The 25,942-nt window shown below is 71.1% G+C and carries 27 protein-coding genes; 11 read left to right on the top strand and 16 right to left on the bottom strand.

The annotated features are described in order from the left end of the window. Positions 1-31: 31 nt before the first annotated feature. From ABEA46_RS10325 to ABEA46_RS10305, 5 genes are all read right to left on the bottom strand, one after another. Positions 32-934 carry a TerC family protein gene (locus ABEA46_RS10325; protein WP_345544462.1) on the bottom strand — a complete coding sequence of 301 codons (903 nt, stop codon included), beginning with the start codon at positions 932-934 and terminating at the stop codon, positions 32-34. Between the two features lie 94 nt (positions 935-1,028). Continuing rightward, a complete protein-coding gene (locus ABEA46_RS10320; RefSeq protein WP_345544461.1) occupies positions 1,029-1,907 on the bottom strand; it encodes an alpha/beta fold hydrolase in 879 nt (292 codons plus the stop codon). A 16-nt stretch (positions 1,908-1,923) separates the two neighbouring features. After that, the gene (locus ABEA46_RS10315; RefSeq protein ID WP_345544460.1) at positions 1,924-2,904 is read right to left on the bottom strand and encodes an SRPBCC family protein; all 981 of its coding nucleotides are present in this window, start codon (positions 2,902-2,904) and stop codon (positions 1,924-1,926) included. A 1-nt stretch (position 2,905) separates the two neighbouring features. Further along, positions 2,906-3,301, bottom strand: coding sequence for an ArsR/SmtB family transcription factor (locus ABEA46_RS10310; protein ID WP_345544826.1), 396 nt, complete (start codon positions 3,299-3,301; stop codon positions 2,906-2,908). A gap of 78 nt (positions 3,302-3,379) precedes the next feature. Continuing rightward, complete coding sequence (locus tag ABEA46_RS10305) at positions 3,380-4,501, bottom strand: hypothetical protein (protein WP_345544459.1); 1,122 nt, start codon at positions 4,499-4,501, stop codon at positions 3,380-3,382. Between the two features lie 173 nt (positions 4,502-4,674). Between ABEA46_RS10305 and purL the strand changes: the two genes are divergently transcribed. From purL to ABEA46_RS10280, 5 genes are all read left to right on the top strand, one after another. After that, positions 4,675-7,005 (top strand): phosphoribosylformylglycinamidine synthase subunit PurL, encoded by a 2,331-nt coding sequence (gene purL / locus ABEA46_RS10300; protein WP_345544458.1) that lies wholly within the window; start codon positions 4,675-4,677, stop codon positions 7,003-7,005. Positions 7,006-7,135: 130 nt separating this feature from the next. After that, the gene (locus ABEA46_RS10295; protein WP_345544457.1) at positions 7,136-7,273 is read left to right on the top strand and encodes a hypothetical protein; all 138 of its coding nucleotides are present in this window, start codon (positions 7,136-7,138) and stop codon (positions 7,271-7,273) included. A gap of 83 nt (positions 7,274-7,356) precedes the next feature. Then, positions 7,357-7,530, top strand: coding sequence for a hypothetical protein (locus ABEA46_RS10290; RefSeq protein WP_345544456.1), 174 nt, complete (start codon positions 7,357-7,359; stop codon positions 7,528-7,530). A gap of 78 nt (positions 7,531-7,608) precedes the next feature. Continuing rightward, on the top strand, positions 7,609-8,391 hold the full coding sequence (locus ABEA46_RS10285) for a hypothetical protein (RefSeq protein ID WP_345544455.1): 783 nt from the start codon (positions 7,609-7,611) through the stop codon (positions 8,389-8,391). Between the two features lie 52 nt (positions 8,392-8,443). Further along, positions 8,444-9,379, top strand: coding sequence for a hypothetical protein (locus ABEA46_RS10280; protein WP_345544454.1), 936 nt, complete (start codon positions 8,444-8,446; stop codon positions 9,377-9,379). A 184-nt stretch (positions 9,380-9,563) separates the two neighbouring features. On the opposite strand, the gene ABEA46_RS10275 is transcribed toward ABEA46_RS10280, so the two are convergent. Genes ABEA46_RS10275 through ABEA46_RS10255 form a run of 5 tightly spaced genes read right to left on the bottom strand, consistent with a single transcriptional unit; the run spans position 9,564 to position 14,882 of the window. Next, the gene (locus ABEA46_RS10275) at positions 9,564-10,709 is read right to left on the bottom strand and encodes a 1-acyl-sn-glycerol-3-phosphate acyltransferase (protein WP_345544453.1); all 1,146 of its coding nucleotides are present in this window, start codon (positions 10,707-10,709) and stop codon (positions 9,564-9,566) included. Next, positions 10,706-11,545, bottom strand: coding sequence for a patatin-like phospholipase family protein (locus ABEA46_RS10270; RefSeq protein ID WP_345544452.1), 840 nt, complete (start codon positions 11,543-11,545; stop codon positions 10,706-10,708). The genes ABEA46_RS10275 and ABEA46_RS10270 overlap by 4 nt, the downstream gene beginning before the upstream one ends. Before the next feature lie 39 nt (positions 11,546-11,584). Next, positions 11,585-12,475, bottom strand: a complete 891-nt coding sequence (locus tag ABEA46_RS10265; protein ID WP_345544451.1) for a glycine betaine ABC transporter substrate-binding protein — start codon at positions 12,473-12,475, stop codon at positions 11,585-11,587. 17 nt (positions 12,476-12,492) lie between these two features. Continuing rightward, a complete protein-coding gene (locus ABEA46_RS10260; RefSeq protein WP_345544450.1) occupies positions 12,493-13,509 on the bottom strand; it encodes an ABC transporter permease in 1,017 nt (338 codons plus the stop codon). Beyond that, the gene (locus tag ABEA46_RS10255) at positions 13,506-14,882 is read right to left on the bottom strand and encodes a quaternary amine ABC transporter ATP-binding protein (RefSeq protein ID WP_345544449.1); all 1,377 of its coding nucleotides are present in this window, start codon (positions 14,880-14,882) and stop codon (positions 13,506-13,508) included. The genes ABEA46_RS10260 and ABEA46_RS10255 overlap by 4 nt, the downstream gene beginning before the upstream one ends. A 361-nt stretch (positions 14,883-15,243) precedes the next feature. Here ABEA46_RS10255 and ABEA46_RS10250 point away from each other — a divergent pair, with 361 nt between their 5' ends. The 3 genes from ABEA46_RS10250 to ABEA46_RS10240 are packed head-to-tail and all read left to right on the top strand — an operon-like array spanning position 15,244 to position 17,230. Then, entirely contained in the window at positions 15,244-15,636 is a 393-nt protein-coding gene (locus ABEA46_RS10250) for a GntR family transcriptional regulator (RefSeq protein WP_345544448.1), read from the top strand. After that, positions 15,633-16,547, top strand: coding sequence for an ABC transporter ATP-binding protein (locus ABEA46_RS10245; protein ID WP_345544447.1), 915 nt, complete (start codon positions 15,633-15,635; stop codon positions 16,545-16,547). Before ABEA46_RS10250 ends, ABEA46_RS10245 begins: the two co-directional genes overlap by 4 nt. Beyond that, a complete protein-coding gene (locus ABEA46_RS10240) occupies positions 16,544-17,230 on the top strand; it encodes a hypothetical protein (protein WP_345544446.1) in 687 nt (228 codons plus the stop codon). Before ABEA46_RS10245 ends, ABEA46_RS10240 begins: the two co-directional genes overlap by 4 nt. 70 nt (positions 17,231-17,300) lie before the next feature. Here ABEA46_RS10240 and ABEA46_RS10235 read toward each other — a convergent pair whose 3' ends face one another. Beyond that, positions 17,301-17,594, bottom strand: a complete 294-nt coding sequence (locus ABEA46_RS10235) for a chorismate mutase (protein ID WP_191170821.1) — start codon at positions 17,592-17,594, stop codon at positions 17,301-17,303. Between the two features lie 101 nt (positions 17,595-17,695). Between ABEA46_RS10235 and ABEA46_RS10230 the strand changes: the two genes are divergently transcribed. The 3 genes from ABEA46_RS10230 to ABEA46_RS10220 all read left to right on the top strand — a co-directional run bounded on the left by ABEA46_RS10230 (position 17,696) and on the right by ABEA46_RS10220 (position 21,848). Next, on the top strand, positions 17,696-18,904 hold the full coding sequence (locus tag ABEA46_RS10230; RefSeq protein WP_345544445.1) for an AI-2E family transporter: 1,209 nt from the start codon (positions 17,696-17,698) through the stop codon (positions 18,902-18,904). Positions 18,905-18,950: 46 nt separating this feature from the next. Further along, positions 18,951-20,564 (top strand): LuxR C-terminal-related transcriptional regulator, encoded by a 1,614-nt coding sequence (locus ABEA46_RS10225; RefSeq protein ID WP_345544443.1) that lies wholly within the window; start codon positions 18,951-18,953, stop codon positions 20,562-20,564. A 174-nt stretch (positions 20,565-20,738) separates the two neighbouring features. Then, a complete protein-coding gene (locus tag ABEA46_RS10220; protein WP_345544441.1) occupies positions 20,739-21,848 on the top strand; it encodes a flavin-containing monooxygenase in 1,110 nt (369 codons plus the stop codon). Between the two features lie 68 nt (positions 21,849-21,916). On the opposite strand, the gene ABEA46_RS10215 is transcribed toward ABEA46_RS10220, so the two are convergent. Genes ABEA46_RS10215 through ABEA46_RS10195 form a run of 5 tightly spaced genes read right to left on the bottom strand, consistent with a single transcriptional unit; the run spans position 21,917 to position 25,925 of the window. Further along, positions 21,917-22,774 carry a ComEA family DNA-binding protein gene (locus ABEA46_RS10215; RefSeq protein WP_345544439.1) on the bottom strand — a complete coding sequence of 286 codons (858 nt, stop codon included), beginning with the start codon at positions 22,772-22,774 and terminating at the stop codon, positions 21,917-21,919. Next, a complete protein-coding gene (locus ABEA46_RS10210) occupies positions 22,771-23,295 on the bottom strand; it encodes a hypothetical protein (protein WP_345544437.1) in 525 nt (174 codons plus the stop codon). The genes ABEA46_RS10215 and ABEA46_RS10210 overlap by 4 nt, the downstream gene beginning before the upstream one ends. Beyond that, positions 23,292-24,065, bottom strand: a complete 774-nt coding sequence (locus ABEA46_RS10205) for a 4Fe-4S single cluster domain-containing protein (RefSeq protein ID WP_345544435.1) — start codon at positions 24,063-24,065, stop codon at positions 23,292-23,294. Before ABEA46_RS10205 ends, ABEA46_RS10210 begins: the two co-directional genes overlap by 4 nt. Next, positions 24,062-24,277: a DUF2997 domain-containing protein gene (locus ABEA46_RS10200; RefSeq protein ID WP_345544433.1), complete on the bottom strand. Its 216-nt coding sequence runs from the start codon at positions 24,275-24,277 to the stop codon at positions 24,062-24,064. The genes ABEA46_RS10205 and ABEA46_RS10200 overlap by 4 nt, the downstream gene beginning before the upstream one ends. A 25-nt stretch (positions 24,278-24,302) precedes the next feature. Continuing rightward, on the bottom strand, positions 24,303-25,925 hold the full coding sequence (locus ABEA46_RS10195) for an AAA family ATPase (RefSeq protein WP_345544431.1): 1,623 nt from the start codon (positions 25,923-25,925) through the stop codon (positions 24,303-24,305). Between the last annotated feature and the right edge of the window lie 17 nt (positions 25,926-25,942).

Below are 25,942 nucleotides of genomic sequence, written 5' to 3'. Positions count from 1 at the left end.
CTCCTTTCAGCGCGACGCGCACATGCGGCGGTCAGCCCAGGCCGTGACGCTCGTCTCCGGGACCGGGAGCGGCGTCGCCGTCCACCGGCCGCGACGACAGGCCCACCGAGCCCGCGTGCGGATCGTTCGACAGCGCGGCCGAGACCGCGACGGACTCGTCGACATCCGGGTACTGCGGGCGCAGCTGCACCGGATTGCGGCGGCGCTGCTCGCGCTTGGCCTTCGCGGCGGCCGCCCAGAGGTTGAGCGCCTCGACGAAGATCGCGAACGCCATCGGGACGTAGATGAAGGCCTTGTCGATGTGGAAGCCGAAGCCTTCGGCAATGAGGAACACGCCGATCAGCAGCAGGAACGACAGCGCCAGCATCTTGACCGTGGGGTGCTTGTTCACGAACGTGAAGATGTAGCGCGACGCGAAGAGCATGATGCCGAAAGAGAGCACCACGACGGTGATGATCACGACGAGGTTCTCGGTCATGCCGACCGCGGTGATGACGGAGTCCAGCGAGAAGACGAGGTCGAGCACCAGGATCTGCGCGATGACCGAGCCGAAGGTCACCGCCTTGCGGCCGCCGGCGCCGTGCTCCTCCTCGGAGCCCTCCAGCTTGTGGTGGATCTCGGTCACGGCCTTGTAGACCAGGAACAGGCCACCGGCGATGAGGATGAGGTCCTTCCACGAGAAGCCCATCTCGCCGATGAAGAACACGTCCTCTTTCAGCGTGACGATCCACCCCGCGAACAGCACGAGCACGACGCGCATCAGCATGGCGAGCGTCAGGCCGAGGTTGCGCGCCTTGGCCTGCTGCTCCTTCGGGAGCTTGGAGGCGAGGATCGAGATGAAGATGACGTTGTCCACGCCGAGCACCACTTCGAGGACGAACAGCGTCAGGAACACCGCGATCAGGTCGGGCGTGAAGGCGAAGGAGAAGTCCACGCCGCCATCGTAGGCGGCGGCGGTGACGGCTCCTGAGTACGGGCGGGTGGATGCCGCAGCATCCACCCGCCCGTCGGTCGGTCGAGCACGTCGCTCAGCCGAGGACCTCCCGCAGGCGCACCGCGAAGCCATCGGGGTCGCCCGGCTGGCCCGGGTTCTCCGTGAAGCCGGCGTGGTGGCTGGGGAACTCGGCCACCGGCCGGCCGACCGCCTCGGCCACCGAGCGGGCGCCGCGCGCCGCGAACGTCTCGCCGGACTCCGCGCCGGCGGCGAGGACGAGACGATCGCCCATGGCCTGCAGCGCGTCGACGTCGATGCGGTAGTCGACGGTCGCCGGCATGTTCCGCAGCAAGGGGCTCGTGCGGCCGCCGTCATCCTCGGACGACATCCCGAACATCGCGGGATCTGGCGCCGGCTGGTCGAGATAGTCGTCCGGCAGCGGCCCGTCGAACATCACCAGCGGGATGAACTTCGCCATCGCCGCCCCGTCGCCTTGCGCGGCGTACGTGCGCTTCATGTCGGCGACGGCCGCGAGCACCGTGGCGCCGTCGGGCAGGTTCTCGGCCAGCGGCGGCTCGTGCACCACGGCGATCCGGACGTCGTCGGGGTGGGCCGCCAGCAGGGCGAGCAGGTTCACGGCCCCGCCGCTGCTTCCGAACGCATCCACCGGGCCGGCCTCCAGCGCGGCGATGACGCGATGCAGGTCGGCCGCGTGCTGCTCGACGGTGATGTCGGCGGTGCCGACGGGATTGCGGCCCGCACCGCGGGGGTCGTACGTCACGACCGGCCGATCGGTGATGCGTGCCGCGAGGAGTGCCAGGCCGCCGGCATCCATGGGCGCCGCGAACAGGAACAGCGCCGGCCGCTGGGCGGTCGCGGCGGCCAGGTCTCCGTGGATGTCGTACGTGATCGCGTCGTCACCGGTGCCCGCCACGAGGGTGGTCACAGTGCGCTCGACGGTGTTCTCGCTCATGTCGTGTCCGCTCGCCTCACACCCCGGCGAGCACTCCTTCCAGCCGGGTGTAGCTGGCCTCCATGCCGTCGGTCATGCCCGTGGCGAGCACGATGTCGCGCGTCTGCGCGTCGGGGTACTCGATGACGAGCGTGATGAGGGTGGCGCCGTCCTCCTCGTAGAGGCTCAGGTCGTTCAGCGTCGACGGGAAGTCGGTGCCCGTCATGTGCTCGGTCGTCACGGCGCGGTGCGGCGGTTCGATCAGCAGCGTCTCGCCGTCGAACCCGAAGCGCTCGCCCTCGGTGCCCTCGAGCGGCTCCCATTCGTATCGGTAGGCGCCGCCGACGCGGCTGTCGACCTCGCAGATCGACATGCGCCAGCCGTCGGGGCCGAGCAGCCACTGCTGGATCAGCTCAGGCTCCTGGTGCGCGCGCCACACGAGGTCGATGGGTCCGTCGATCAGCCGCGTGATGCGGACGTGCGTGTCGTCGAGGACCTCGGTCTGCGTGCCCTTGCCTGCCGCGTAGGCGCGCAGCCCCTCCAGCACGCGGTCGAGCTGATCGAGGGCCATCCGCGAGCCCTCGACGGCGCCCATGGCGACGGTCTTCTCGAGCGCTTCGGCCGTCGTGAAGCTGGTGACGCTGCGCAGCCGCGAGCCGGTGTCGGTCGCTTCGAACACGAAGTCGACACGCATCGTGGGCAGATCCTCGATACGGGCGCCCTCGCGGTCGACGAACGAGTCGAGCACCTCGAAGCGGCGCGGCGCGTCGATCTCGAGGAACTCCCACGAACCCCCCGCGTACTCCCCCCGCGGACCGCTCATGTGGTAATCCGCGCGGCCGCCGACGGCGAGATCGAACGCCGTGAAGGTGGCGGGCCAGCCCGGAGGACCCCAGAACCGCTCCAGCTGCCGAGGGTCGGTGAAGACCTGCCAGAGCCGCTGCACCGGGGCGGCGAACTCGGCGGTGAGCGTCATGGTGAGCGCTTCGGGGTCGGTGGTGACGTCGGTGACGGGCATCTCAATCTCCTTCGTTCCTGGGGTCTTCGTTCGTGTCGGGGATGCCGGGGGCCGCGGTCGGCTCCGGCTCGGAGAGCAGCGCATCGAGGCGGTCGATGCGGGCGCGCCACAGCTCCTCGTAACGCGAGAGGAGCGTGCGGGCACGGGCGATCATCGTCGGATCCGCCCGGACGAGGCGTTCGCGCCCTTCGGCGCGCTTGATGATGAGGCCGGCGGCCTCCAGCACGGTGACGTGCTTCTGGACGGCCGCGAACGACATGTCGTACGCGCGGGCGAGGGCCGAGACCGAGTGCTCGCCGGCGATGGTGCGACGGAGGATGTCGCGCCGGGTCGCCGCCGCGAGCGCATGGAACACACGGTCGATCTCGTCATCGCTGAGCTCAATTCCTACAACCATTTGGTTGTAGGTTACGCCGGCGTGCGGCATCCGTCAATCCCCTCAGGGAGATCGACGGATACCGCGACCTCGTCGCCGTCAGGGCTTCGGGAAGCCTGAGCCCTCCTCGACGGCCGGCACGATCCCGCCGTTGGGGCCGAAGTTCGTGTCGCGCACCGACGGGTCCTGCGGGTCGGGCTCGGTGAGCACGATCTTGAGGATGTCGGCGGTCAGCCGGCTCTCGACCGGGTCGTCGGTCAGGATGATCGTGCGGCGCGGATTGAGGTCGACGCCGGCGATGTCGGGATCGACCTTCGGGTCGCCGTTCACCGGCTTGGTCGTCGTGTTGAGCTTGACGATGACCCGCTCCATGTCTTCGGGACCGAGCGGCAGCACGACATTGCCCTCATCGCCCGTGCTCATGGACTTGGGCGTGCCGGCGTCGGGCTTGTCGGGCTTGTCGGGCTTGGGCGTGAACATGTCGATGAAGCCCTGCACGAACCCCTTGCCCGTGTCGGCACCGCCGTTGCGGTCAGAGCCGAAGCCGAACGGGACGACGACGGGCGCACCGTCGCCCTTCTCTCCACCGGTGCCGCCGTCTGCGCCGTCGCTGATCAAGCCGATCGCGATGCCGCCCACGCGCTTCTCGACCGGCGCGTCGCCCTCGCGCACCGGACGCCCGTCCTTGTCGAGGCGCATGCCGATCGCGCCCGCCGCCTGGTCGAGCACCACGCCGGACGCGAGATCGAGTCCGTACTGCGCGAGCAGCTTGTCTGCCACGCCCATACGGGCCAGGGCCGAGGTGCGCCCGGCGACGGCCGAGGTCACGTCCTCGATCAGGGGCGTTCCGTCGGGGAACGTCTCGGGCAGCACGATGACCTCCGAGAAGCCCAGCTCGAAGCTCGGGAGCACTCCCTTCCCGATCACCGCCGTCAGCTCGTCGACCTTCGGAGCGCTCCACCAGTCGTCGGCGCTCGTGCCCGCAGCCTCTTCGTCGATGTCGGCGACACCGTCGTGGTCACTGTCGGCGAGGAGCGCGGTGTAGGCGAGACACACACCCTCCTTCGCGCACAGCATCGGGCGCAGCACCGGCTGCTCGCCGTCGTCGGCGTGCGCCGGCACCGCGATCGAGCCCGCGATCGCCAGCCCGGCGAGCGCTGCGACGACGATCGGTGCTCGCCGCGTACCCGTTCGGCGGTTCATGTCGTGTTCCCCGTTCATGACCTTCTCCTCATCTCGTGGCGCGAAGCGCGCTGTTCGTGAAGAGCCGCACACCCCTTCGTGCGATACACCCGTGGCGTCGGGACCGGCCTGCCGAGGGCGTCCGTCACCCCCGTCCCGCGCCGAATAGACTGGTGGGGTCCGGCATCCCCGATTTTCTGGAGCTGAGCCGCGTGACCACTCCCGCTTCCACCGCTGTCGCCGATACCGTCGAGAACGCCACCGCCACTCCCGAGAAGGAGCAGCCGTACGCGGCGCTCGGTCTCAAGGACGACGAGTACGCGAAGATCCGCGAGATCCTCGGCCGCCGCCCCACCTCGGGCGAACTCGCTATGTACTCCGTGATGTGGTCGGAGCACTGCTCCTACAAGTCGTCGAAGACCTACCTCCGCAAGTTCGGCGAGAAGGTCTCGGACGAGATGAAAGAGCGGCTCATGGTCGGCATGGGCCAGAACGCCGGCGTCGTCGACATCGGCGAGGGCTGGGCCGTCACCTTCAAGGTGGAGTCGCACAACCACCCGAGCTACATCGAGCCGTTCCAGGGCGCCGCGACCGGCGTCGGCGGCATCGTCCGCGACATCATCTCGATGGGCGCACGCCCGGTCGCGGTCATGGACCAACTGCGCTTCGGCGACATCTCCGACCCCGACACCGCGCGCGTCGTGCACGGCGTGGTCAGCGGCATCTCGTTCTACGGCAACTGCCTGGGCCTGCCCAACATCGGCGGCGAGACCGTGTTCGACGCGGTCTACCAGGGCAACCCGCTCGTCAACGCCCTCGCGGTCGGCGTGCTGCGCCACGAGGACCTCAAGCTCGCCAACGCCACCGGCGCCGGCAACAAGGTCGTGCTCTTCGGCGCCCGCACCGGCGGCGACGGCATCGGCGGCGCGTCGATCCTCGCGTCCGACACGTTCTCCGCGGGCGGCCCGACGAAGCGCCCGGCCGTGCAGGTCGGCGACCCGTTCGCCGAGAAGGTGCTCATCGAGTGCTGCCTCGAGCTCTACAAGGGCGAGCTCGTCGAGGCCATCCAGGACCTCGGTGCCGCCGGCATCTCGTGCGCGACGTCGGAGCTCGCCGCCAACGGTGGGTCGGGCATGCGGGTCGACCTCGAGAACGTGCTGCTGCGCGACCCCACGCTCACGCCGGAGGAGATCCTCATGAGCGAGAGCCAGGAGCGCATGATGGCGATCGTCGCGCCCGAGAAGCTCGACGCGTTCATGGCCGTCGTCGACAAGTGGGACGTCGAGACGAGCGTGCTCGGCGAGGTGACCGGCGACGGCCGCCTGCAGATCTTCTGGCACGGCGAAGAGATCGTGAACGTGGACCCCTCCACGGTCGCCGTCGACGGCCCGGTGTACGAGCGCCCCGTCGCGTACCCGACCTGGATCGACGCGCTGCGCGAGGACTCGGCATCCGCTCTCCCCCGCCCGACCGACGCCGCGGCGCTGCGCGAGCAGTTCACGAAGCTCGTGGCGAGCCCGAACCTCGCCGACACCTCGTGGGTCACCAACCAGTACGACTACTACGTGCTGGGCAACACGGCGCTGTCGTTCCCCGACGACGCGGGCATGATCCGCGTCGACGAGCACTCCGGCCTCGGATTCGCGATCGCCACGGACTGCAACGGCCGCTACTGCCAGCTCGACCCGTACCAGGGCGCACAGCTGGCCCTCGCCGAGGCGTACCGCAACGTCGCCGTGTCGGGCGCGGTCCCGACCGCGGTCACCGACTGCCTCAACTTCGGCTCGCCCGAGAACCCCGAGGTCATGTGGCAGTTCTCGCAGGCCGTCGACGGTCTGTCGGATGGATGCCTCGAACTCGGCGTCCCCGTCACGGGCGGCAACGTGTCGTTCTACAACCAGACCGGTGACCAGCCGATCTTCCCGACCCCGGTCGTGGGCGTCCTCGGCATCATCGACGACGTCGCCCGCCGCATCCCGTCGGGCTGGCAGGACGCGGGCGAGAACATCTACCTGCTCGGCGTGACGGCGACCGAGCTGTCGGGCTCGCAGTGGGCCGGGACGATCCACGACCACCTCGGCGGACGCCCGCCGGCGGTCGACCTCGCGAACGAGAAGAAGCTCGCCGAGCTGCTGCACGCCGCCGGCCAGCAGTCGCTGGTGTCGTCGGCGCACGACCTTTCGTCGGGCGGCCTGGCGCAGGCCCTCGCCGAGGGCGTCATGCGCTTCGGCGTGGGCGCGCGCGTCTGGCTCGACGAGATCCAGGAGCGTGACGGTGTGGATGCCGCCACCGCCCTGTTCTCGGAGTCCACGGGCCGCGTCATCGTGAGCGTGCCCCGTGAGGACGACGTCAAGTTCCGCGGCCTGTGCGAGGGCCGGGGCTACCCGGTGCTGCGCATCGGCGTGACGGACCCGGCCGCGGACGGCGACGAGCCCGCCCTCGAGGTGCAGGGCCTGTTCACCGTGCCTCTCGCCGAGCTGCGCGGCCTGTCGACCTCGACGCTCCCCAACGCCTTCGGCGCGACTGTCGTCGAGCCGGCCTGACCCGCGCGGCAGCTCAGGCGTCTCGTCTTCGGGCGCTGGAGCGCCCTCCGCTCAACGACCGAGTCCTCCGGTCGTTGAGCGGAGCGACGAAGGGGCGGAGACGGTACGCGCGTGAGCCTAGGATTGAGCCATGGCGGCGGACGATGACGAGTACAGCGATTTCAACGACGCACGACAGCGACGCGTCAAGATCATCGCGTGGGTGACGATCGTCGCCCTCATCCTCGTCGGCGGCGGCGCGACGGTGTTCGCGCTGCTGTTCGGCTGAAGCCAGAGCCTCAGAAGTCGCACTGACCTGCGGCTTCCCCGGGGAAGCCGGAACCGCTAGCCTCCACACAAGGAGGTCCCCCCATGACCGGCACACCGTCCCTCTGGACCCGCATCCGCAACTTCGTCTCGCCCCCGCGCGAGAGCTACGACTCGCGGACCGCGCGTCCAGGCGAGCCCGGTGCAGGCCCCGGCGCAGCGACGTACGAGGCCACCGACGGCCGTCGCCACGGCGGCACCATGCAGATCGGCGGCTGAGCTCACAGACGTCGCGCGTGCGCCAGCACTCAGCGCACTCCCGGTCGCGCCGGCCGGCCCCGCGGGTACGATGACACTGTGGAGCCGATCCTCCTCATCGTGACGGGCTGGTGGTGGATCGTTCCGGCCGCCGCGGGCGCCGGAACGGCGACCTACGTCGGCCTGACGACGCGCAGCCGCCGGGCCCGGCGGCTCGAACTCGACGCCGCGCGCCATGAGGAGTCGCTGGCGTATCGCGCGCTCGTCGCCGCGAAGGCGCACGTGCGCACCGCTCAGGCCGACGTGATGACGGCGAAGGCGCGCGCCGCGACACCGCAGGCGGCCGAGGCGCGGCGCGAGCTGCAGGTCGCACGGCAGACCGAGAGGTCGGCGTCGCTGGCGCTGCGGGCGAGCCGCACCCGCGTGAAGGCGGGGTACTCGCAGTACCGGGCCGCCTCCGCGGACGACCCGCTGCCGATCGAGCGGCTGTGGGCCGAGCACGACGCCGCGAACACGCGGTGGCTGTCGTACGAGACCGATGTCGACAAAGCGCTGCGGCATCCGCAGATGACCGATTCGCGGCAGCCCTCGACCGTCGTCTTCCTGCTCGCGCAGCGCGAGGCCCTCGCCAAGCGGCCGACCCTGCGCGACCGCGTGACCCCCGCCCAGTACCTCGAGTACCGCGACGCCGTGCGCGCGATGCAGGCCGCGCTGGCCGAGGCCGAGCGGCAGGCGGGCGTTCCCGGTGCCGCCCCGCCGAGCGCCGGAGCCGCGACGGCGGCGGCAGTCACGGCCGCCGCGGCGATCATCGCAGACCTGGCGGAGCGGCTGCCGTCCCTCATCACCCGCATGCCGCCGACGCGAGAGACGCCCCGGACCTGACAGCCTGCTTCGGACCCGACACAGGGTCCCCGGCGGCCGTTAGCATGACAGAGTGCAGCCGTTCTTCGACTGGTTCGGCCACTTCTGGTGGCTGATCTTCCCGCTCATGGGGGTCATGAGCGGCGCATACCGTGCGCTCGAGCGGGGCTCTCGCCGCCGCCACCAGCGCCGCATCGAGGTGCTGCACGCCAAGGCCGAGCTCAAGTCCGCGCAGGCGGCGGCACGCGGTAAGACGGTGGACGCCGCATCCCTCCCCGCCTTCACCGCGCCTACGGCCACGGCTGGCGCCGCCGGCGCCCCGGCACGCGAGACGCAGGCAACGCAGCTCGAACGCCTGTTCGCAGAGCATGACGCGGTGACCGCTCGCTGGCTGGAGTACGAGCTCGACGTCGCGAAGATCATCGCCTTCCCCGCCATGAGCGATGGCCGCCAGCCGTTGACGGCGGCCTTCCTGCGCGCCAAGCGCGTGGCCGACGGCCTGCGACCGGCCACGGCGAAGGCCAAGCTCACCCGGGAGCAGCTCGCCGAGTACCGCAACGCCGTCGCCGACTTCGAGGTCGCGTTCGACGTGGCCGAGCGCGACGCCCGGCGCCTGCGCGACTCGGGCTTCAGCGAGGTCGAGCGCAAGCGCCTCGACACCGCCAAGAAGCTGCTGACCGTCGCGATCGACGAGGCCGCCACACCGGCGGAACGCCAGCTCGCCTACCGCCGCGTGCGCGAAGAGCTCGACGGGCTCATCTCGATCTCGGACGAGGCGATCGAGGTGCTCGAGAACAAGGTGATGCTCGAGCTCGGTCCGACCGCCACGACACCGACGGCGGATGCCGCGTCCGCAGCACAGCCGTCCACCCCGGCTCCCGCGGCCGCGCCCGAGCCGCTGCGCGCGCCGCCCCGCCCGAGCACCACGCCGCCGGGGCAATGGCCGGTTCCCTCACGCGGCAACGGCGACGCCCCGGGCCGCGTGATCCACCCCAAGCCGCAGCGCTGAGCGCAACGCGCCTGCCCCGGTCGTCGAGCCGACGCAGCGAGACGAAACGGCGCGAGCCGCCGATCGGATCCGGCCATGTTCGCGACTGTCGCGCTGGTCATGTCGTCGAGAGCGACTCACGACGTCTCGGCTTCGCGCCTTCGTGGCTCCGCTCAACGACCGAGACGGGCTGCGCGCGCTCCGCTCAACGAGCGGGCTCCTCGTCGGCGCCGTGCGCGTCGATCCACTCGTCGATCCGCGTGAACCAGTCGAACAGCCACCTCGACCGCGCGTCGATGTCATCGGGGATCTCGGCACGCGGCACACGCCACGCGCGCATCGTGATGCCCTTGTCCATCGGCAGTTCGCGCCAGATGTCGCGCAGCGTGACCAGGCGGTCGAGTCCGGTGTGCGCGATGAACACGACGTCCGCGTCGGGGGCCGCGTTCAACGCGACGTGCATGCCGCCCGGCTGCGGCGCCATCACGTGCCGCAGCGCCTCCGCACGCTCGGCCATGTCTTCTCGCCCGGCGTCTCGCAGGCGCTTGATGCGCGACGTACGACGCGCCGCGGTCACGTTTCCGCCCTCGGGGAAGATCACGAACGCGTCCTGCGGGCCGAGGCCCGTCGCGAGCTTCGCGAGGGCCTCTTCGACGCGCGCCCCGCCGCCCTTCGAGGTACGGCCGAACCCCGAGGGCACGATGAACTGCGCCGGTACGCGGTGCAGCAGGATGTCGATCGCGGGGTCCCACTGCAGCGTGTACTTCAGCACGATGCGGGGTCTGCGGGCGACCTCGTTCCAGAGCGTGTGGATCAGGATGAACGAGTCGCCCGGGCCGCGGTGGCGGCTCGCGACGATCAGCGGCTCGTCGGGGGCGAACAGCCGGTCGAACGCCTCGCGGGCGGCCGCGGCTGGGCCCACGCGCCCGGAGGCTCCGGGCGACGCGTCAGCGGCGCCTGGAGGGGGCGTGGGGACGGGGACCTCGTCATCCGACCCCGACGTCGTGATCGTGAGCCGCAGCACGCTGCCGAAGATGAGGAACAGCAGACGCAGCGCCCACCCGCCCAGGCGATAGTGCGCCGACACGAACGCCGGGCGGCGCAGGGCGTACCCGAAGCCCGACGCGATCCACAGGCCGAACATCGCGATCACGAGCATCGCGTCCCACAGCAGGTAGACAGTCACGAGCCACAGCACACGCACCAGCCGGAACCGCCCGGGCACGAGCGAGGTCAGGGCGAGCGCGACCAGGAACCACAGCGGGGTGAGGTCGAGCATCACGATCGCCGCCACGATCACGAGCGGTCCGAGCACCAGGCGACGCAGCCACGTCGGCGGCAGCCAACTCATGCGCCGTCGACCCCGATGCCGCGGGCGTCGAGGAACTGCCGGCTCGCGTCGTAGGCGGCGTCGATCCGACGCCGCACGGTGGTCATCCGCCGGTACGACATCAGCGAGTCGTCGCCGTCGAGCGCGCCGCCGCTCGGCAGCACGTGCAGCGCCACCCCCTCGGGCAGGTTCGCGATGTCGTGCGCGTAGCGGTGCCGGCGCGCGATCTCGAACGCGACGCGGGCGGTGTCGACGGCCGTGCGCGGCGCCTCCAGCGGCGTCTCGATGCGTCCCACCTGCAGCACGTACACGGTGGTCGCGCCGGTGCCTGTGGCCTGCGCGATCGGGATCGAGTTGACGATGCCGCCGTCGATGAAGTGCTCGTCGCCGATGCGGGTCGGCGGCAGCAGCCCCGGGACCGACGACGAGGCGAGCACCGCATCGATGAGCGGGCCCGAGTCGAACACGTGCTCGGCGGCGCGCTCGATGCTCGCCGCGACGACCCGCAGGCGCACCGGAAGATCTTCGAACGTCGTGTCGGCACCGAGCGCGCGCTCGAGCAGATGACGCAGCGGCGCCGGAGAGTTCAGGTGCGTCTTGGTCTTGACGAGCCGTGCGAACTGGGCGAACAGCGAGTCGCCGTACACGGCATTGGCCTCAGGCGAGGTCCAGGCGTCGAGCAGCCGGTCGATCACCGCGAGCGTCGGGTCCGCCGCCACCAGGGCGCCGTTGATCGACCCGATCGAGGTGCCCACGACGAGATCGGGCCGGATGCCGCGTTCGAGCAGAGCGCGCAGCATCCCGATCTCCACCGCGCCGCGGACCCCGCCGCCGCCCAGCACGAAGGCCACCGTCATGCCCACACCCTATTGCGGTGCGGGCACGACGGCGGGGCGTCAGCGCGTGAGGGTGTCGATCCAGTCCTGGTTGTCGGCGATCCACTTCTTCACGACGGGGCCGTAGTCGTCCTGGGCGCCCTCGCGGAACATGGCGTCCTCGAGCGAATAGAGCAGCTCGTTGTCCATGCGGAACGCCTCGAGCCATGTCGCGACCTCGGGGAACTCGTCGGCGAACCCGGTCGAGGTGATCGTGTGGATCCCCTCGGCGTCGCCGAGCAGCCCGTCGGGGTCTTCGAGGTCCTTGATCGGGAACGCGTTGTACGCCCAGTGCGGACGCCACAGCGTCACCGCGACGTCGCGCCCGGCATCCGTCGCCGCCTGCAGCTCGGTGAGCATCGCGGGCGTCGACGACGTCACGAACTGCATCCCCTCCAGGCCGTAGCCGGGGATCACGTCGTTCTGCGTGACGGTCACGAGACCCGAGCCCGATTCGATGCCCACCAGGCGGTTGCCGAACAGGTCGGCGTTGGCGGCGAGCTCGGTGAGCGAGTCGATCGGGGCGTCCTCGTTCACCGCGATGGTGAGCTTGGCCTCGTCGTTCCACGAGCCGACGTCGACGAGGTCGTCGCCGTACGTCTTCATGTACTCGGCGTGGGTGAGGGGCAGCCACGTGTCCAGCGTCAGGTCGTACTCGCCCTTCGCGATGCCGGTGTAGGCGGCCGCCGGGTCGGCGTACACGAGGTCGACGGCGTAGCCCTCGTCCTCGAGCACGGCCTTCCACAGCTCGGACGCGGCGATGCCCTCGTCCCAGCCGTTGAACACGGCCACGGTGATGCGGCCCTTGTCGGCACCGTCCGTGCCGCCGGTCAGGGCGACCGCGCCGTTCACGAGCAGGGCGGCGGTCCCGGCCAGTGCCAGGCCGGCGGCGATCATGCGTCGCTTCGTCATGTGCGGGTCCTCTCGTCTCAGACCGTGACCGAGCTGCGGTCGTCGGCGGGGGTGGTGTCGGGAGTGGATGCCGCGGCCCGCGGCTCAGCGGCGGTCGCGGCCGCCGCAGCGGGCGTGGCGACGGCTGGGCCCCCGGCTCCAGAGGCTCCGCGCGACGCGCCGGCGGCGTGTGGAGCGGGAGCAGGGACCGTCTTCGGCTTCCGCTCGCGCGGCACCGAGAATCCGGAGGTCACGCGGTCGAGGATCATGGCGAGGATCACGACCGACAGGCCCGCCTCGACCCCGAGGCCGATGTCGATGCGGCTGAGGCTCTGCACGACCGCGCCGCCGAGTCCGCCTGCGCCGACCATGCCCGCGATGACGACCATCGACAGGCTCAGCATGATGACCTGGTTGACGCCGGCCATGATGCTGGGCATCGCGAGCGACAGCTGGATCTGGCGCAGGATGCGGCCGGGCGAGGCGCCGAAGGCGTGACCGGCCTCGACGATCTCGGCGTCGACGCCGCGGATGCCGAGCTCGGTGAGGCGCACGCCGGGGGCGAGCGCGAAGACGATGGTCGCGACCATGCCGGGCACGGGGCCGACGCCGAAGATCAGCATCGCGGGGATCAGGTACACGAACGCCGGCATCGTCTGCAGGAAGTCGAGCACCGGGCGCAGCACGGCCGAGACCCGGTCGCTGCGGGCGGCCCAGATGCCCAGCGGCACCGCGATCGCGATGGCCACAGCCGCCGCGAGGATCACGAGGGCGAGCGAGTCCATGGCGTTGGGCCACTGGCCCACGGCGACGATGACGAGCAGGCCCAGGGCGCTGCCGACCGCGAGCAGGAGCCCCTTCGACCAGTACGCGAATGCGGCGATCACGAGGATCACCGCCCAGAACGGCGGCGTCGACAGCGATGCGTCGAGCCAGTCGTAGAGGCCGCCGAAGATCACGGCCACGACGTCGAAGAACCCGCCGAGCGCGTCGATGAGCCAGCGCACGGCGCCCTCGACGACATCGCCGAGCGGAAGACGGAAGAAGTCGTTCATCGGGCTGCCCCCTCGGTCGCGGTGGTCGCTTCATCGGCGCCGGCGCCATTCGGCGTGAGCCGTGTGGGCGGGGCTGCCCGCCCACCGGGCGCGGTCGTGGACACCGGCGTCTCGACGGCCGCGAGGGTCTGCGTGATCACGCTGACCGGCACGCTGGTGGGCACGTCGATCACCGGGTTCTCGCGGGTCACGGCGGGCACGTCGCCGAGCGCGGCGAGCAGTGTCACGCGCGGGATGGTGCCGACGAGGCGCCCGGCATCGTCGATCACGGCGACCGGCACGGGGCTCTCGACCGCGCGCTCGACCACGTCGGTGAGCGGGTCGTCGACGTGCACGGCGGGGCGGCCGCCCCGCACGAGCGAGCGCAGGTCGGTGTTGCCGTCCTTGACCGCGCGGATGACGGCGCGGTCGGTCACGGCGCCGACGAACCGGCGGTTCTCGATCACCGACACCGAGCCGACCTGCAGGTCGCGCATGACGCGCAGCGCGCCGCGCACGCCCGCGCTGACCGGCGTGGTCGCCACCGGCGGCGCCATGACGGAGCCGGCGGTGAGAACCCGGGCCCGGTCGACGTCCTGCACGAACTGCGCGACGTAGTCGTTGGCGGGATCGGTGAGGATCTCTTCCGGCGTGCCGGTCTGCACGATGCGGCCGTCACGCATGACCGCGATGCGGTCGCCGAGGAACATCGCCTCGTTGAGGTCGTGCGTGATGAAGACGATCGTGCGACCGAGCTCGCGCTGCAGGTCGATGAGCTGCTCCTGCATCTCGCGACGGATCAGCGGATCCAGGGCCGAGAACGCCTCGTCCATCAGCAGGATGTCGGTGCCCGCGGTGAGCGCGCGGGCGAGGCCGACGCGCTGGCGCATGCCGCCCGACAGCTCGTCGGGCATCGCGTCGGCGCGGTCGCCCAGGCCGACCTTGTCGAGGATCTCGCGGGCGCGCGCGCGACGCTCATCGCGTCCGACGCCCTGGATCTCCAGCGCGTACGCCGCGTTGTCGAGCACGGTCAGGTGAGGCAGCAGCGCGAAGTGCTGGAACACCATCGAGATCGAGCGGCGGCGGATGCCCCGCAGCGTCTTGGCCGAGGCATCCACGACGCTCTTGCCCTGCACGCGCACGTCACCGGCGGTGGGGGCGAGCAGGCCGTTGAGCATGCGGATGACCGTCGACTTGCCCGAGCCGGACAGGCCCATGATGACGAAGATCTCGCCGGGCTGGACGGTGAAACTCGCGTCGATGACGGCGGCGGAGCCGACGTCGGCGACATCGGCGCGCGTCGCGCCGGCGCGGAGCCGCTTGACGGCGTCCTTGGGATTGCGTCCGAAGACCTTGAACAGGTTCTTCGCCTCGATGGCAGGCGGAAGCGTCACTGTGCACCTCGGCAGCTCCGGTGCAGGAGCTGCATCGGTCGCGCCCGGGTGGCGGCCGCTCACGCTGCGGATGTCGGATCCGCGCCGCGGCCGCCGACCATACGCTCACCGGTCTGACGCTCGGGGAGCGTCACCAGAGACCGCGGACTGGTCGGGTATGCCCCGCACACGGGGCCTTACCCACCGTTTCATGAGTGCCCGCATCGGACAAATTCGACACCGATCGGCCCTTTCGGTACTCCGCGCACGCGTGATACCACGGCAGGTCGCGACGGGGGCCGGGGCGAAAAGGGTTGACATCGCGGACCATCTTGTTGCATGGTTACTTAGTCAAGTAAGTAACCGACCAAGCGGAGCGGATGTGATCGAAGAAGGCCGGGCGCTGTTCCTCCAGATCGCCGAGAGCGTGGAGGACGCGATCATCGACGGCAGCCTCGCCGAAGAAGCGCAGGCGCCGTCGACGAACGAGCTCGCCGCCTTCTACCGCATCAACCCCGCCACCGCCGCGAAGGGAGTCGCGATGCTGACCGACAAGGGCGTGCTGTACAAGCGTCGCGGCATCGGCATGTTCGTGGCGCCGGGTGCGCGCGAACTGCTGATGAACGAACGCCGCACCGCATTCGCCGACCGCTTCGTCGAGCCGCTGCTCGCCGAAGCCCGCAAGCTCGGGCTCGGGCCCGAAGACCTGGAACTGCTCATCCGCGACCGCGCCGCGGCGCACGTCGCGACCACCACCGAAGGGAACGCACGATGACGACCGGGACTCACGTCATCGAGGTGAAGAGTCTCACCAAGCGCTATCGCGACGTCGTCGCGGTGGACGACGTGAGCTTCACCATCGAGAAGGACACCATCTACGGCCTGCTGGGCCGCAACGGCGCCGGCAAGACCACCGTCATGTCGATCCTCACGGCGCAGAACTTCGCCACCTCGGGCGACGTGCGGGTGTTCGGCATGCAGCCTTACGAGAACGCCAAGGTGCTCTCGCGCATGTGCTTCGTGCGCGAGAGCCAGAAGTACCCCGACGACGCGAAGCCGGGGCACGCGTTCGCGGCCGCGCGCATCTTCTTCCCGAACTGGGACCAGGAGCTCGCCGACCGGCTCATCGTGGATTTCCAGCTGCCGATGAAGCGGCGCATCAAGAAGCTCTCCCGCGGCCAGCTGTCGGCGGTGGGCGTCATCATCGGACTCGCGTCGCGCGCAGAGATCACGTTCTTCGACGAGCCGTACCTCGGCCTCGACGCCGTCGCCCGGCAGATCTTCTACGACAGGCTGCTCGAGGACTACACCGAGCACCCGCGCACCGTGATCCTCTCCAGTCATCTGATCGACGAGGTGGCGAACCTCATCGAGCGCGTGCTCGTGATCGACCGCGGACGCATCGTGATGGACGAGGCGACGGACGCCGTGCGCGACCGCGCGGCCAACATCGTCGGCGACGCGTCGGCGGTGGACGCCTTCGTCCAGGGCCGGCAGGTCATCCATCGCGAGAGCCTCGGCAATGTGGCGTCGGTCACCGTCCTCGGTGCGCTCACGCTGGCCGACCGCGAGCGCCTCGCCGCCGCCGGCCTGGACGTCGCGCCCGTCTCGCTGCAGCAGCTCATCGTCCGCACGACCCAGCATGCCGCCGACCAGTCCGCCCTCGACGAAGGAGCACTCCGATGAGCCGCACGGTCAACGTGATCCGCATGCAGCTGATCAACCGGCAGACCTTCATCTGGCTGCCGCTGATCATCCTGGGCGCATCGTTCCTGATGAGCCTCGCGATCTACGCGATGATCCCCACCGACGCGCCGAAGTACGGCGGCGGCGCGCAGGCGCCGCTGTGGTACTTCTTCGCCGTCGGCATCCAGGCGATGACGCTGTCCTTCCCCTTCTCGCAGGCGCTGAGCATCACGCGCCGCGAATTCCTCCTCGGCACGCTGCTGACCGCCGTGCTCACCTCCGCGATCCTCTCCGCCGTCTTCGTCGTCGGCGGGTTCGTCGAAGAGGCGACGAACGGCTGGGGGCTCAACGGCTGGTTCTTCCGCCTTCCGTGGGTGTGGGAGGCCGGCCCCGCCGCGGCCGCCGTCGTGTACTTCGGCATCGCGATGCTGCTGTTCATCATCGGTTTCAGCTGCGCACTGCTCTACAAGCGGTTCGGCCCGATGGGGCTGACGATCGTGCTCGTCGGCATCGGGGTGCTCCTGGTGGGCGCGATGTACCTGGTCGGCCAGGCGAACGCCTGGGCCGCGCTGTTCGAGTGGATCATGACGCAGGGAGCGCTCGGCCTGTCGCTGTGGGGCCTGCTGCTGACCGTGGTGATCTCGATCGGGTCGTTCTTCACGCTGCGGCGCGCGACACCCTGACCCGGCACGAGGATGCCTCGGCCCGGGCGCGCTGCGCAGGGCCGAGGCATCCTGCCGTCCCGGTGGGGCGTCAGCGACTGTCAGCGGCCTCGGTGTGGTGGCGGATGACCTCGGCCACCACGAAGTTGAACCACTTCTCGGCGAACGCCGGATCGAGGTCGGCCTGCTCGGCGAGGCTCCGCAGGCGGGCGACCTGCTGCTCCTCGCGCGCCGGGTCGGACGCGGGCATGCCGTGCTCGGCCTTGAGGTGCCCCACCTGCTTGGTCGCCTTGAAGCGCTCCGCAAGCAGATACACCAGGGCTGCGTCGATGTTGTCGATGCTGCTGCGCAGCCGGGTGAGCGTCGCCGAGGGATCTTCGGTCATGGGGTCCTCCTTCGCCCCTCGACACTACCTGAGCGTCCGGCCGGGTCTCCGCGTCGCCGCAGTCGTGCGCGGGCGCGGGGCACGGCCATAGAGTGTGTCGCATGACCGATGCCTCGCCCGCGATCGGCGCCACCGGCGCCGAGGCCGCAGAGCCCCTGTCCGTCGACCCCGCCGCCGGGACGGATGCTTCACACGCGGAGGGCACCGCGGTCCCCGACGGCGTCGCCGCGCGCTCCGGCGAAGCACCTGCGTCGCGCACGTTCTGGGCGAACCTCAATCAGCCGTTCGGCGTGGGCCTGTTCCTCACCCTCGGCGGACTCGTCGCCGTCGCACTGGGCCTCGCGTTCTGGAACCTGTCGACGATCATCATCTACGTCGTGTTCGCGCTGTTCGCGGCGCTGGGACTCGACCCGGTCGTGCGCTGGTTCGAGAAGCACAACGTGAAGCGGCCGTGGGGCATCGTCATCGTCTACACCGCGTTCGCGATCCTGCTGGCCGGTGTGCTGCTACTCGTGGTGCCCGCGCTGGTATCGCAGATCACGCAGTTCTTCACCGACCTGCCGCAGACGATCGACGACTTCCAGAAGAGCGACTTCTACGCGTGGCTGCGCGACACGTTCGGCTCGCAGGTCGGCGCGATCACCGACCAGATCGAGAAGTTCCTGACGAACCCCGCCAACATCGCCGCGATCGGCGGCGGCGTGGTGAACTTCGCGCTCAACGTGGGAACCACGATCTCGGGCCTCATCATCGTCCTGGTCCTGAGCCTCTACTTCCTGGCCGGCCTGCCGGCGATGAAGGTGGCGTTCCTGAAGTTCGCCCCGGCCCGCAACCGCCCGAAGGCTGGCGCCCTGACCGAGCAGATCACCGACTCGATCGGCAGCTACCTCATGGGCATGGTCGTGCTCGCGTTCTGCAACTCCGTGGTCGCGTTCTTCCTGCACCTGTTCCTCGGCCTGCCGTTCCCCGCGCTGATGGCCGTCTTGGCGTTCGCCATCACACTGATCCCGCTCATCGGTTCGGTGCTGTACTGGATCACCGCGACAGTCATCGCACTGTTCACCGGGTGGCTGCCCGCGCTGATCTTCGCGATCATCTACCTCGTCTACATGCAGCTCGAGGCGTACGTGCTCACCCCGAAGGTCATGAACAAGGCCATCTCGGTGCCCGGTGCACTCGTGGTCATCGGCGCGATGGTGGGCGGCACGCTGCTCGGACTGCTCGGCGCCCTCGTCGCGATCCCCGTGACGGCATCGATCCTGCTCATCATCAAGCAGGTCTTCATCCCGAAGCAGGACGCCAAGCTCTGACGCCGGCGGCCTTGCCGCGGGTTCGCCGTGCGCCCATACTTTGCGCATGGCGATCCGCGGCGCCGCGGTCGTGGACTGGACCGGACGGTTCGAGCAGCTCGTCGCCCATGAGGCTACCCTGGCCGGCGACGAGCTGGACGAACTCGGCCAGGCGGCGTGGTTCGTGGGCCGCGACGACGTGTCGGAGCGGGCGTGGCAACGGGCGCAGCTGCGCTATCTCGACGACGGCGACCTCGCAGCCGCCGTCCGCTGCGTGTTCTGGCTCGGCTTCACGCTGAGCGAGCACGGCGAAGGCATCCGCGCGGGCGCATGGATGGCACGGCTCATGGAGCTGTGCGAACGCCCAGCGGCGACGCCCGCCACCGAGGCGGTGCGCACGCTCTGCGCGGCGACGGCGGCCTTCGCACACGGGGAGGCTGCGGCATCCATTCCGCTGTATCGCGAAGCGATCGAGAAGGCGGATGCCGCCCCCGACCCCGACACCGCGACCCTGGCCACCATGGGGCTCGGCCGGGCGCAGCTGAGCGACGGGCGGGTGGTGGAGGCCTTCGCGACGTTCGACCGCGTCATGCTGCGGATCGCGGACGGTCTCGTGAGCGACCGCGCCGCCGGTCCCGCCTACTGCGCCGTCATCGCGAGCCTGCTCGCACGCGGCGACGTCGAACGGGCGCGGGTGTGGACGCGCGAGCTCGGCGACTGGTGCGATGCTCAGCGCGGGCTCGCGCCGTTCCGCGGCGAGTGCACCCTGCACCGAGCGAGCGTCATGCAGCTGGGCGGCGAATGGGCGAGCGCGGTCGCCGCGGCCGAAGACGTGTGCGCCACCGAGGAGCGCACCGAGACCCTCGCGAACGCCTGGTACCGCGTGGCCGACCTGCACCGCGTCGCCGGCCGCGCCGCCGCCGCCCGGGAAGCGCTGCGGCACGCCGCCGCGCTCGGACGCGACGTGCAGCCCGCGCTCGCACTGCTGCACCGCGACGCCGGTGACCTCGCCGGGGCGTGGGCGGGACTCACCGCTGTGCGAGGCGCCGCGGCCGATCCGGCGACGCGCGCCGAGGTGCTGGCCGCCGCGGTGCGGATTGCACTGGATCGCGGTCACGTGCATCAGGCGAGGGATGCCGCCGCCGAGCTCACCGCATGCGCCGACCAGTTCGACGCGGTGTACCTTCGGGCGCTGGCCTCGCGCGCGGACGGCGAGGTGGCGATCGCCGAGGGCCGCGCGGCCGACGCGCTGCCGCTGCTGCGCACCGCGTGGGCGGCCTGGCGGCGGCTGGATGCGCCCTACGACGCCGCGCTCACGCGGGTCGCGATCGGCACGGCGGTGCGCGACCTCGGCGACCGCGAGGGGGCCGAGCTCGAGTTCGACGCGGCCCGCGCCGTGCTGGAGGGGCTCGGCGCGATCCCGGATCTGGCACGCCTGGAACGTGCCGCGGCCGCGTCGGCGGGAATCGCCGATCCGGGGCTCAGCCGGCGCGAGCGCGAGGTGCTGTCGCTCGTGTCGCGCGGGTGGTCGAACCGGCGGATCGCGGAGCACCTGTTCCTCAGCGAGCGCACCGTCGCCCGGCATGTCGGCAGCATCCTGGCCAAGCTCGGTGTGCCGAGCCGGTCGGCCGCGACCGCGTACGCGTTCGAGCACGGCCTCGCCCTCGCCCCTGCGCCCTGACCGGGCGCGGGGCCGCCCGGCTGTCGCGGCGCGGCAGGCACGGCCGGCGGCACGTCCGGTGCGGCGGCCGCCCGCAATGCCGGCACCCCCCGTGACGAAGCCGCGGGGAAATGGTCATTTCTGCCGATGCCGCCTGGGGAGGGCACGACCTACCGTGAGCGCAGGGAGGATGACATGGACACCACACGACGCGACACCGTCATCATCGGCGCCGGAGCCGCCGGCCTTCACACCGCACGGCTGCTGACCGCCCAGGGCATCGACCATGAGCTCATCGACGCGGGAGCACGCGTGGGAGACACGTGGCGCGAGCGCTACCGCTCGCTGCGGCTGTTCACGTCCCGCCGGTGGGCGGAGCTGCCGGGGATCCGGCTCGACATCGGCTGGCTCGCCTACCCGACGGGCACGCAGCTCGCCGACTACCTGGAGCACTGCGCCGCCGTCATCGGCTCTCCGCTGCGGCTCTCGACCCGCGTGACGCGGCTGTCGCTCGCCGACGCCGGACGGTTCCGGCTCGCCCTGTCGACCGGCGACGAGCTGGTCGCCGACCACGTCGTGGTCGCCGCCGGCGCTCACCGCGTACCTGTCGTGCCGCCGTTCGCGGGCGACCTCGACCCCGCGATCCGCACCGTGCACTCCGTCGCGTACCACGGCCCCGAGGACCTCGCCCCCGGACCCGTGCTCGTCGTCGGCGCAGGCAACTCGGGCACCGACCTCGCCCTCGAAGCTGCCGCGGCGGGCCACCCGACGACAATCGCCGGGCGCCACCCGGGCCAGGTGCCCGGCCGCATCGACACGCCGATCGGCAACCTCATCGCGGGCATCGCGGTGCGGCGGCTGCGCGGCCTGACGCTCGACACCGAGCGCGGCCGCCGGTTCGCCGCCGAGCACCGCGGGCACGGCGTCAACCTCGTGCGCAACCACCTGTCGGACCTCGATCGCGCCGGCATCCGGCGCGTCGGGCGCGTGACCGGCGTCGCCGGCGGCCGCCCCGTGATCGACGGCGCCGAGCAGTCAGACGCCGCCACCGTCGTGTGGTGCACGGGCTCGCGGCCCGATCTGGGGTTCATCGACATCCCGGCCGTGTTCGGCGCCGACCGATGGCCCGATCACGTGCGCGGGCTCGCGGCACGCGTGCCGGGACTCGCGTTCATGGGGCTGCCGTTCCAGTACGCCGTCGCCTCGCCGACCCTCATGGGCATGGGGCGCGACGCCGAGTACGTCGTCCGCCGGCTGCGCGAGCCGGCGGCGAGACCGGCCGGCGCCGCCGTCAGGATCGCGTGAACGGGGAGGGGTGAGGGATGCCGCCACCTGGCGTGGCGGCATCCCTCACGCCATCGCACGCGGGCGGATCAGTAATCGACGCGGCGGCCGAAGCGGCGCTCACCGCGCGGGCGGGGCGAGCAGGTCGCGACCTTGCGCAGGCGCACGATCTCATGTGGCTGAAGGCCGAGGGTCTCGCCGAAGTCCTCGAGCGAGCTGAAGCCGCCCTGCTCCGCCCGCTCCGACACGGCCTTGCGGGCGCGGGCCCTGGTCACGCCGGGCAGGCCCTCGAGCTCCGCGGCGGTCGCGGTGTTCACGTCCACGGGTTCGTCGGGCGCGGCGGGCACGGCCTTCGCCGGCGCGGAGTCGGCGGGCGTCTCGAGCAGGTCCGACGTTGTCGCGCCCACCGCGGCGGCGAGCTCTGCCGTACGGTCGGGACCCGGCGCAGACGACGCCTTCTCGCGAGGCTGCGTCTTCGGCCGCGCGGCCTTGGGCTGCACGCGCTGCGACGGCGTGCTCTTCGATCGGCTGCGGCGGCCGGCACGGTTCCCCGTCGCCGCGGCGCCGGCCGCGGCGGTGCCGGTCGCGGCGGTGCGCGCAGAGGTCACGCCCATCCCCGATTTCTCGAGCCGCCGCTGCCACATCGTGCGCAACCACCCGGGATTCACGGCGAGCGCGCACACCATGCCGGCGAGGTAGGCGATCACGCGCACGATCGGCTGCGCCTGCCCCCACAGCTCGAGGTTCACCAGGATCGCGACCGCGCCCCACACCACGCCCAGGATGATGAGGCGGCGGCTGCGCGAGGCGACGCCGACGATCCCGAACCCGAGCCACGTGAACATGGCCCCGGGCACGACGGTCAGCAGCATCCACGAGCTCATGCCGAGCATCCAGCCGATGCTGGGCACGTCGTTCGCCTGGGCGGCGCGGGCGGTGCTGCTCATGCGTAGTCCTTCACGTCGAGCACCATCGTGACGGTGTCGTCATCGTCGCGGGTCTCGGACACCAGCTCGAAGCCCGCGGACTCCGCCCGCTCGCGGATGCGGGCCGCCACGGTCTGCTGCACCCGCAGCGCGTACGCGGCGTCGAGCTGCGCGACGAGATCGGCGGCCGTCGCCTCGTCGAGCTCGCCGCCGTCCGCGCGCTCGAAGTGCGCGGCCCAGACGCCGTCGTCGGAGCGCGTCATGCGCAGCTCGATCCCGTCGATGAGGGCGGCCACCTCGCCGGCCGCCTGCGACACCTCGGCCGCACCGAGGTCTCGCAGCGCGTCGCCGAGCAGGTCGGGGTCCTTCATGCGGGTGCGCACCTCAATGGGCCGCGGACCGCTTTCGGCCGTCGCGGCACCCGGAGTCTCGTCCTTCTCGTGCGAACCGCCCAGCTGCGTGAGCGCGCCGATGCCGCCGGCGGCCGAGATCGCGGTGGCGGCGGCGAGCGCCGCGGGGATCAGGATCAGGGACACGCTCATCGCACGGCCTCCGCTCTCGTTCGTTCTCGGTCTGCTGCGGCGACCTGTGCCGGGCTGTCGGCGCGCACGCCCAGGTCGTCCAGGAGCGCTGCGAGGGCGGCATCCGTCGCCCATCCGTTCACGGCGATCGTGCCGTCGCGCGCGATCCGCACCTCGATCCGGTCGGCGCCGCCGTCTGACTCGATCGCCCGGACCTCGCTCGCATAGCGCTCGGTCAGCGCGCGGATGCCCTGGTTGCGCGAGCCGACCCACGGCCGCGCACGGTCGGGCAGATCGCGCAGATAAGGTCCGTCGCACAGCAGGTCTGTTGCCGCCAGCAGCGCCGCGATGTCGTCGCGGCCCCCGTCGGCCCAGGCCTGCAGCAGCGCGTACGGATGCCCGCTGAAGGTCATGACGCCCAGGCCCGCCGCGCGGAACGCCTGAGCGAGGGATGCCGCCCCCCACGCCTGCTCGAAGGGCTCGCCGCCCAGCAGCGTGACGCCTTCGGCACCGGCGGCCAGGGCCTGCTCGACCCACGCCGGCGCGAGCCCGTCGACGGCGGTCACGATGCCGCCGCGCGGAGCCCACAGCTGCGGATTGAAGCACTCGGGGCAGTGGACCGCACAGCCCTGCAGCCACACCGCCGCCCGCACCCCGGGTCCTTCGGCCTCGGTGGCCGGCAGGAACCGCGACCAGCGCACGTCGGTCGCCGCGCCGGACGGCGGTGCCACCGTACCGAGCAGCGAGTCCGCCCCACCCCGGCCGGGGGACGCGGCGACGACCGTCGTCATGGTGCGCCGTCCGACTGCTCGGCATCGAGCGAAGTCGTCTCGGAGGTCGAGGCCGACGTGTAGTCGTCGGTGAAGCTCGACGACACCGTCTCGGCGTCGAGCAGGGCCTCGAGCGCCTCGATGTGGTCGAGACACTCCGAACCGTGCATGCCGATGCTCTCGGCGTCGACCGTTCCATCGGCGCGGAGCCGCACCACGAGCTGCTTGGCCATGTTCCCCGTCCTCCGTGTCGCCTGGTCAGTAATCCACGGTCCGGCCGCCGCGGCGCGAAGAGAGCGCGCCCTCGGTCGCCGCGCCGGTCAGTTCAGCGGCATCCAGGTCCTCGGTCCCGGTCGCGCGCACCGCGCGCTCGGTCGCCCAGGTGCGGATGCGCTGCACCTGCTCGGCCTGGGTCACCGCGAGCGGGATCATCGTATCCACGACCTCGCGGACGGTGTCGGCGGTCACCTTCTCGCGCCCGCCGAAGCCCTCGTACAGCGCCGCCACGACGGACTGCTCGATCTCGGCGCCGGAGTGGTTCTCGCTCGCGGCCGCCAGGGCGGCGAGCGCGGCGGCGTCGGAGGCGATCGCCTCGAGGCCGTTCGCCTCGGATGCGCGCGATCGCAGCTGCAGGCGCCAGATCGCCTCGCGCTCGTGCGACGTGGGCAGGTCGACGAAGAAGATCTCGTCGAAGCGGCCCTTGCGCAGGAACTCCGGCGGCAGCGAATCGATGTTGTTCGCTGTGGCGACGACGAAGACGGGATGCTTCTTCTCCTGCATCCACGTGAGGAACGTGCCGAACACGCGGGCGGTGGTGCCGGAGTCGCCCTGGCCGGTCGTGTTCGAGAAGCCCTTCTCGATCTCGTCGACCCACAGCACGCACGGCGCCACGGCCTCGGCGGTGGCGATCGCGGTGCGCAGGTTCTGCTCGCTGGATCCGACGAGGCCCGAGAAGATGCGGCCGATGTCGAGGCGCAGCAGCGGCAGCCCCCACGACGCCGCGGTCGCCTTGGCGGTCAGCGACTTTCCACAGCCCGGGATGCCGGTGATGAGCACGCCCTTCGGCGCCGGCAGGCCGTAGTCGCGGGCGCTGCCCAGCCACGAGCCGTCGCGGCGCGACAGCCAGCGCTTGAGGTTGTTGAGGCCGCCGACGTCGTCGAGGTCGATGTCGGCCTGCACGAACTCCAGCACGCCCGACTTGCGGACCACCTGGCGCTTCTCGTCGAGCACGATCGGCACGTCCTGCGCCGACAGGCTGCCGTCGTTGACCATGGCACGGGCGAACGCGTTCTCGGCCTCGGCCATCGACAGGCCGAGCGCGGCGTGCACGAGCTGCTCGCGGGCCGCGTCGTCGGCATCCACTCGGATCCGTCCGTCGCCGGACGCGTTGTTCTCGATCATCGTCTCGAGCAGGTCGCGGATCTCGACGGCCGTGGGCAGCGGGAAGTCCAGCAGGTGCGTGACCTCATCGAGCTCGGGCGGGATGATCCGCACCGGCGCGGTGATCACGAGCGTGCGCGACACGTCGCCGTGGCGGAACTCCAGCGCCGTCTCGCGCACCGTCCGCACCAGCACCGGGTCACCGGGTCGATGCTCGCCGCCCAGATACGCGTGCAGGTCGCAGAACACGAACACGCTCGGGGTGTCGACACCCGCGACGTGCTGCAGCGCACGGGCCGGGTTGACGGTGTTCGCGACCGACTTGCCGTCCGGGCCCACGAGGCCGAGCGCGGCGCTCCAGGTCCACAGCGCGCGGGGGTGGCGCTGCGTCTCGGCGGCGTCGGAGATCGCCGCGATCGCGCGGACCTCTTCTCCGGTCTCGATGTACAGCAGCGGCAAGCGCGCCTTGAACGCCTCGGTGAGTGTGTCGGCGAACGTCACGTCAGCTCCTCGGTGTG

The organism is Microbacterium jejuense, assembly GCF_039544225.1.
In the GTDB taxonomy this organism is placed as follows: domain Bacteria; phylum Actinomycetota; class Actinomycetes; order Actinomycetales; family Microbacteriaceae; genus Microbacterium; species Microbacterium jejuense.
This window is presented reverse-complemented; position numbering and strand designations above follow the sequence as displayed.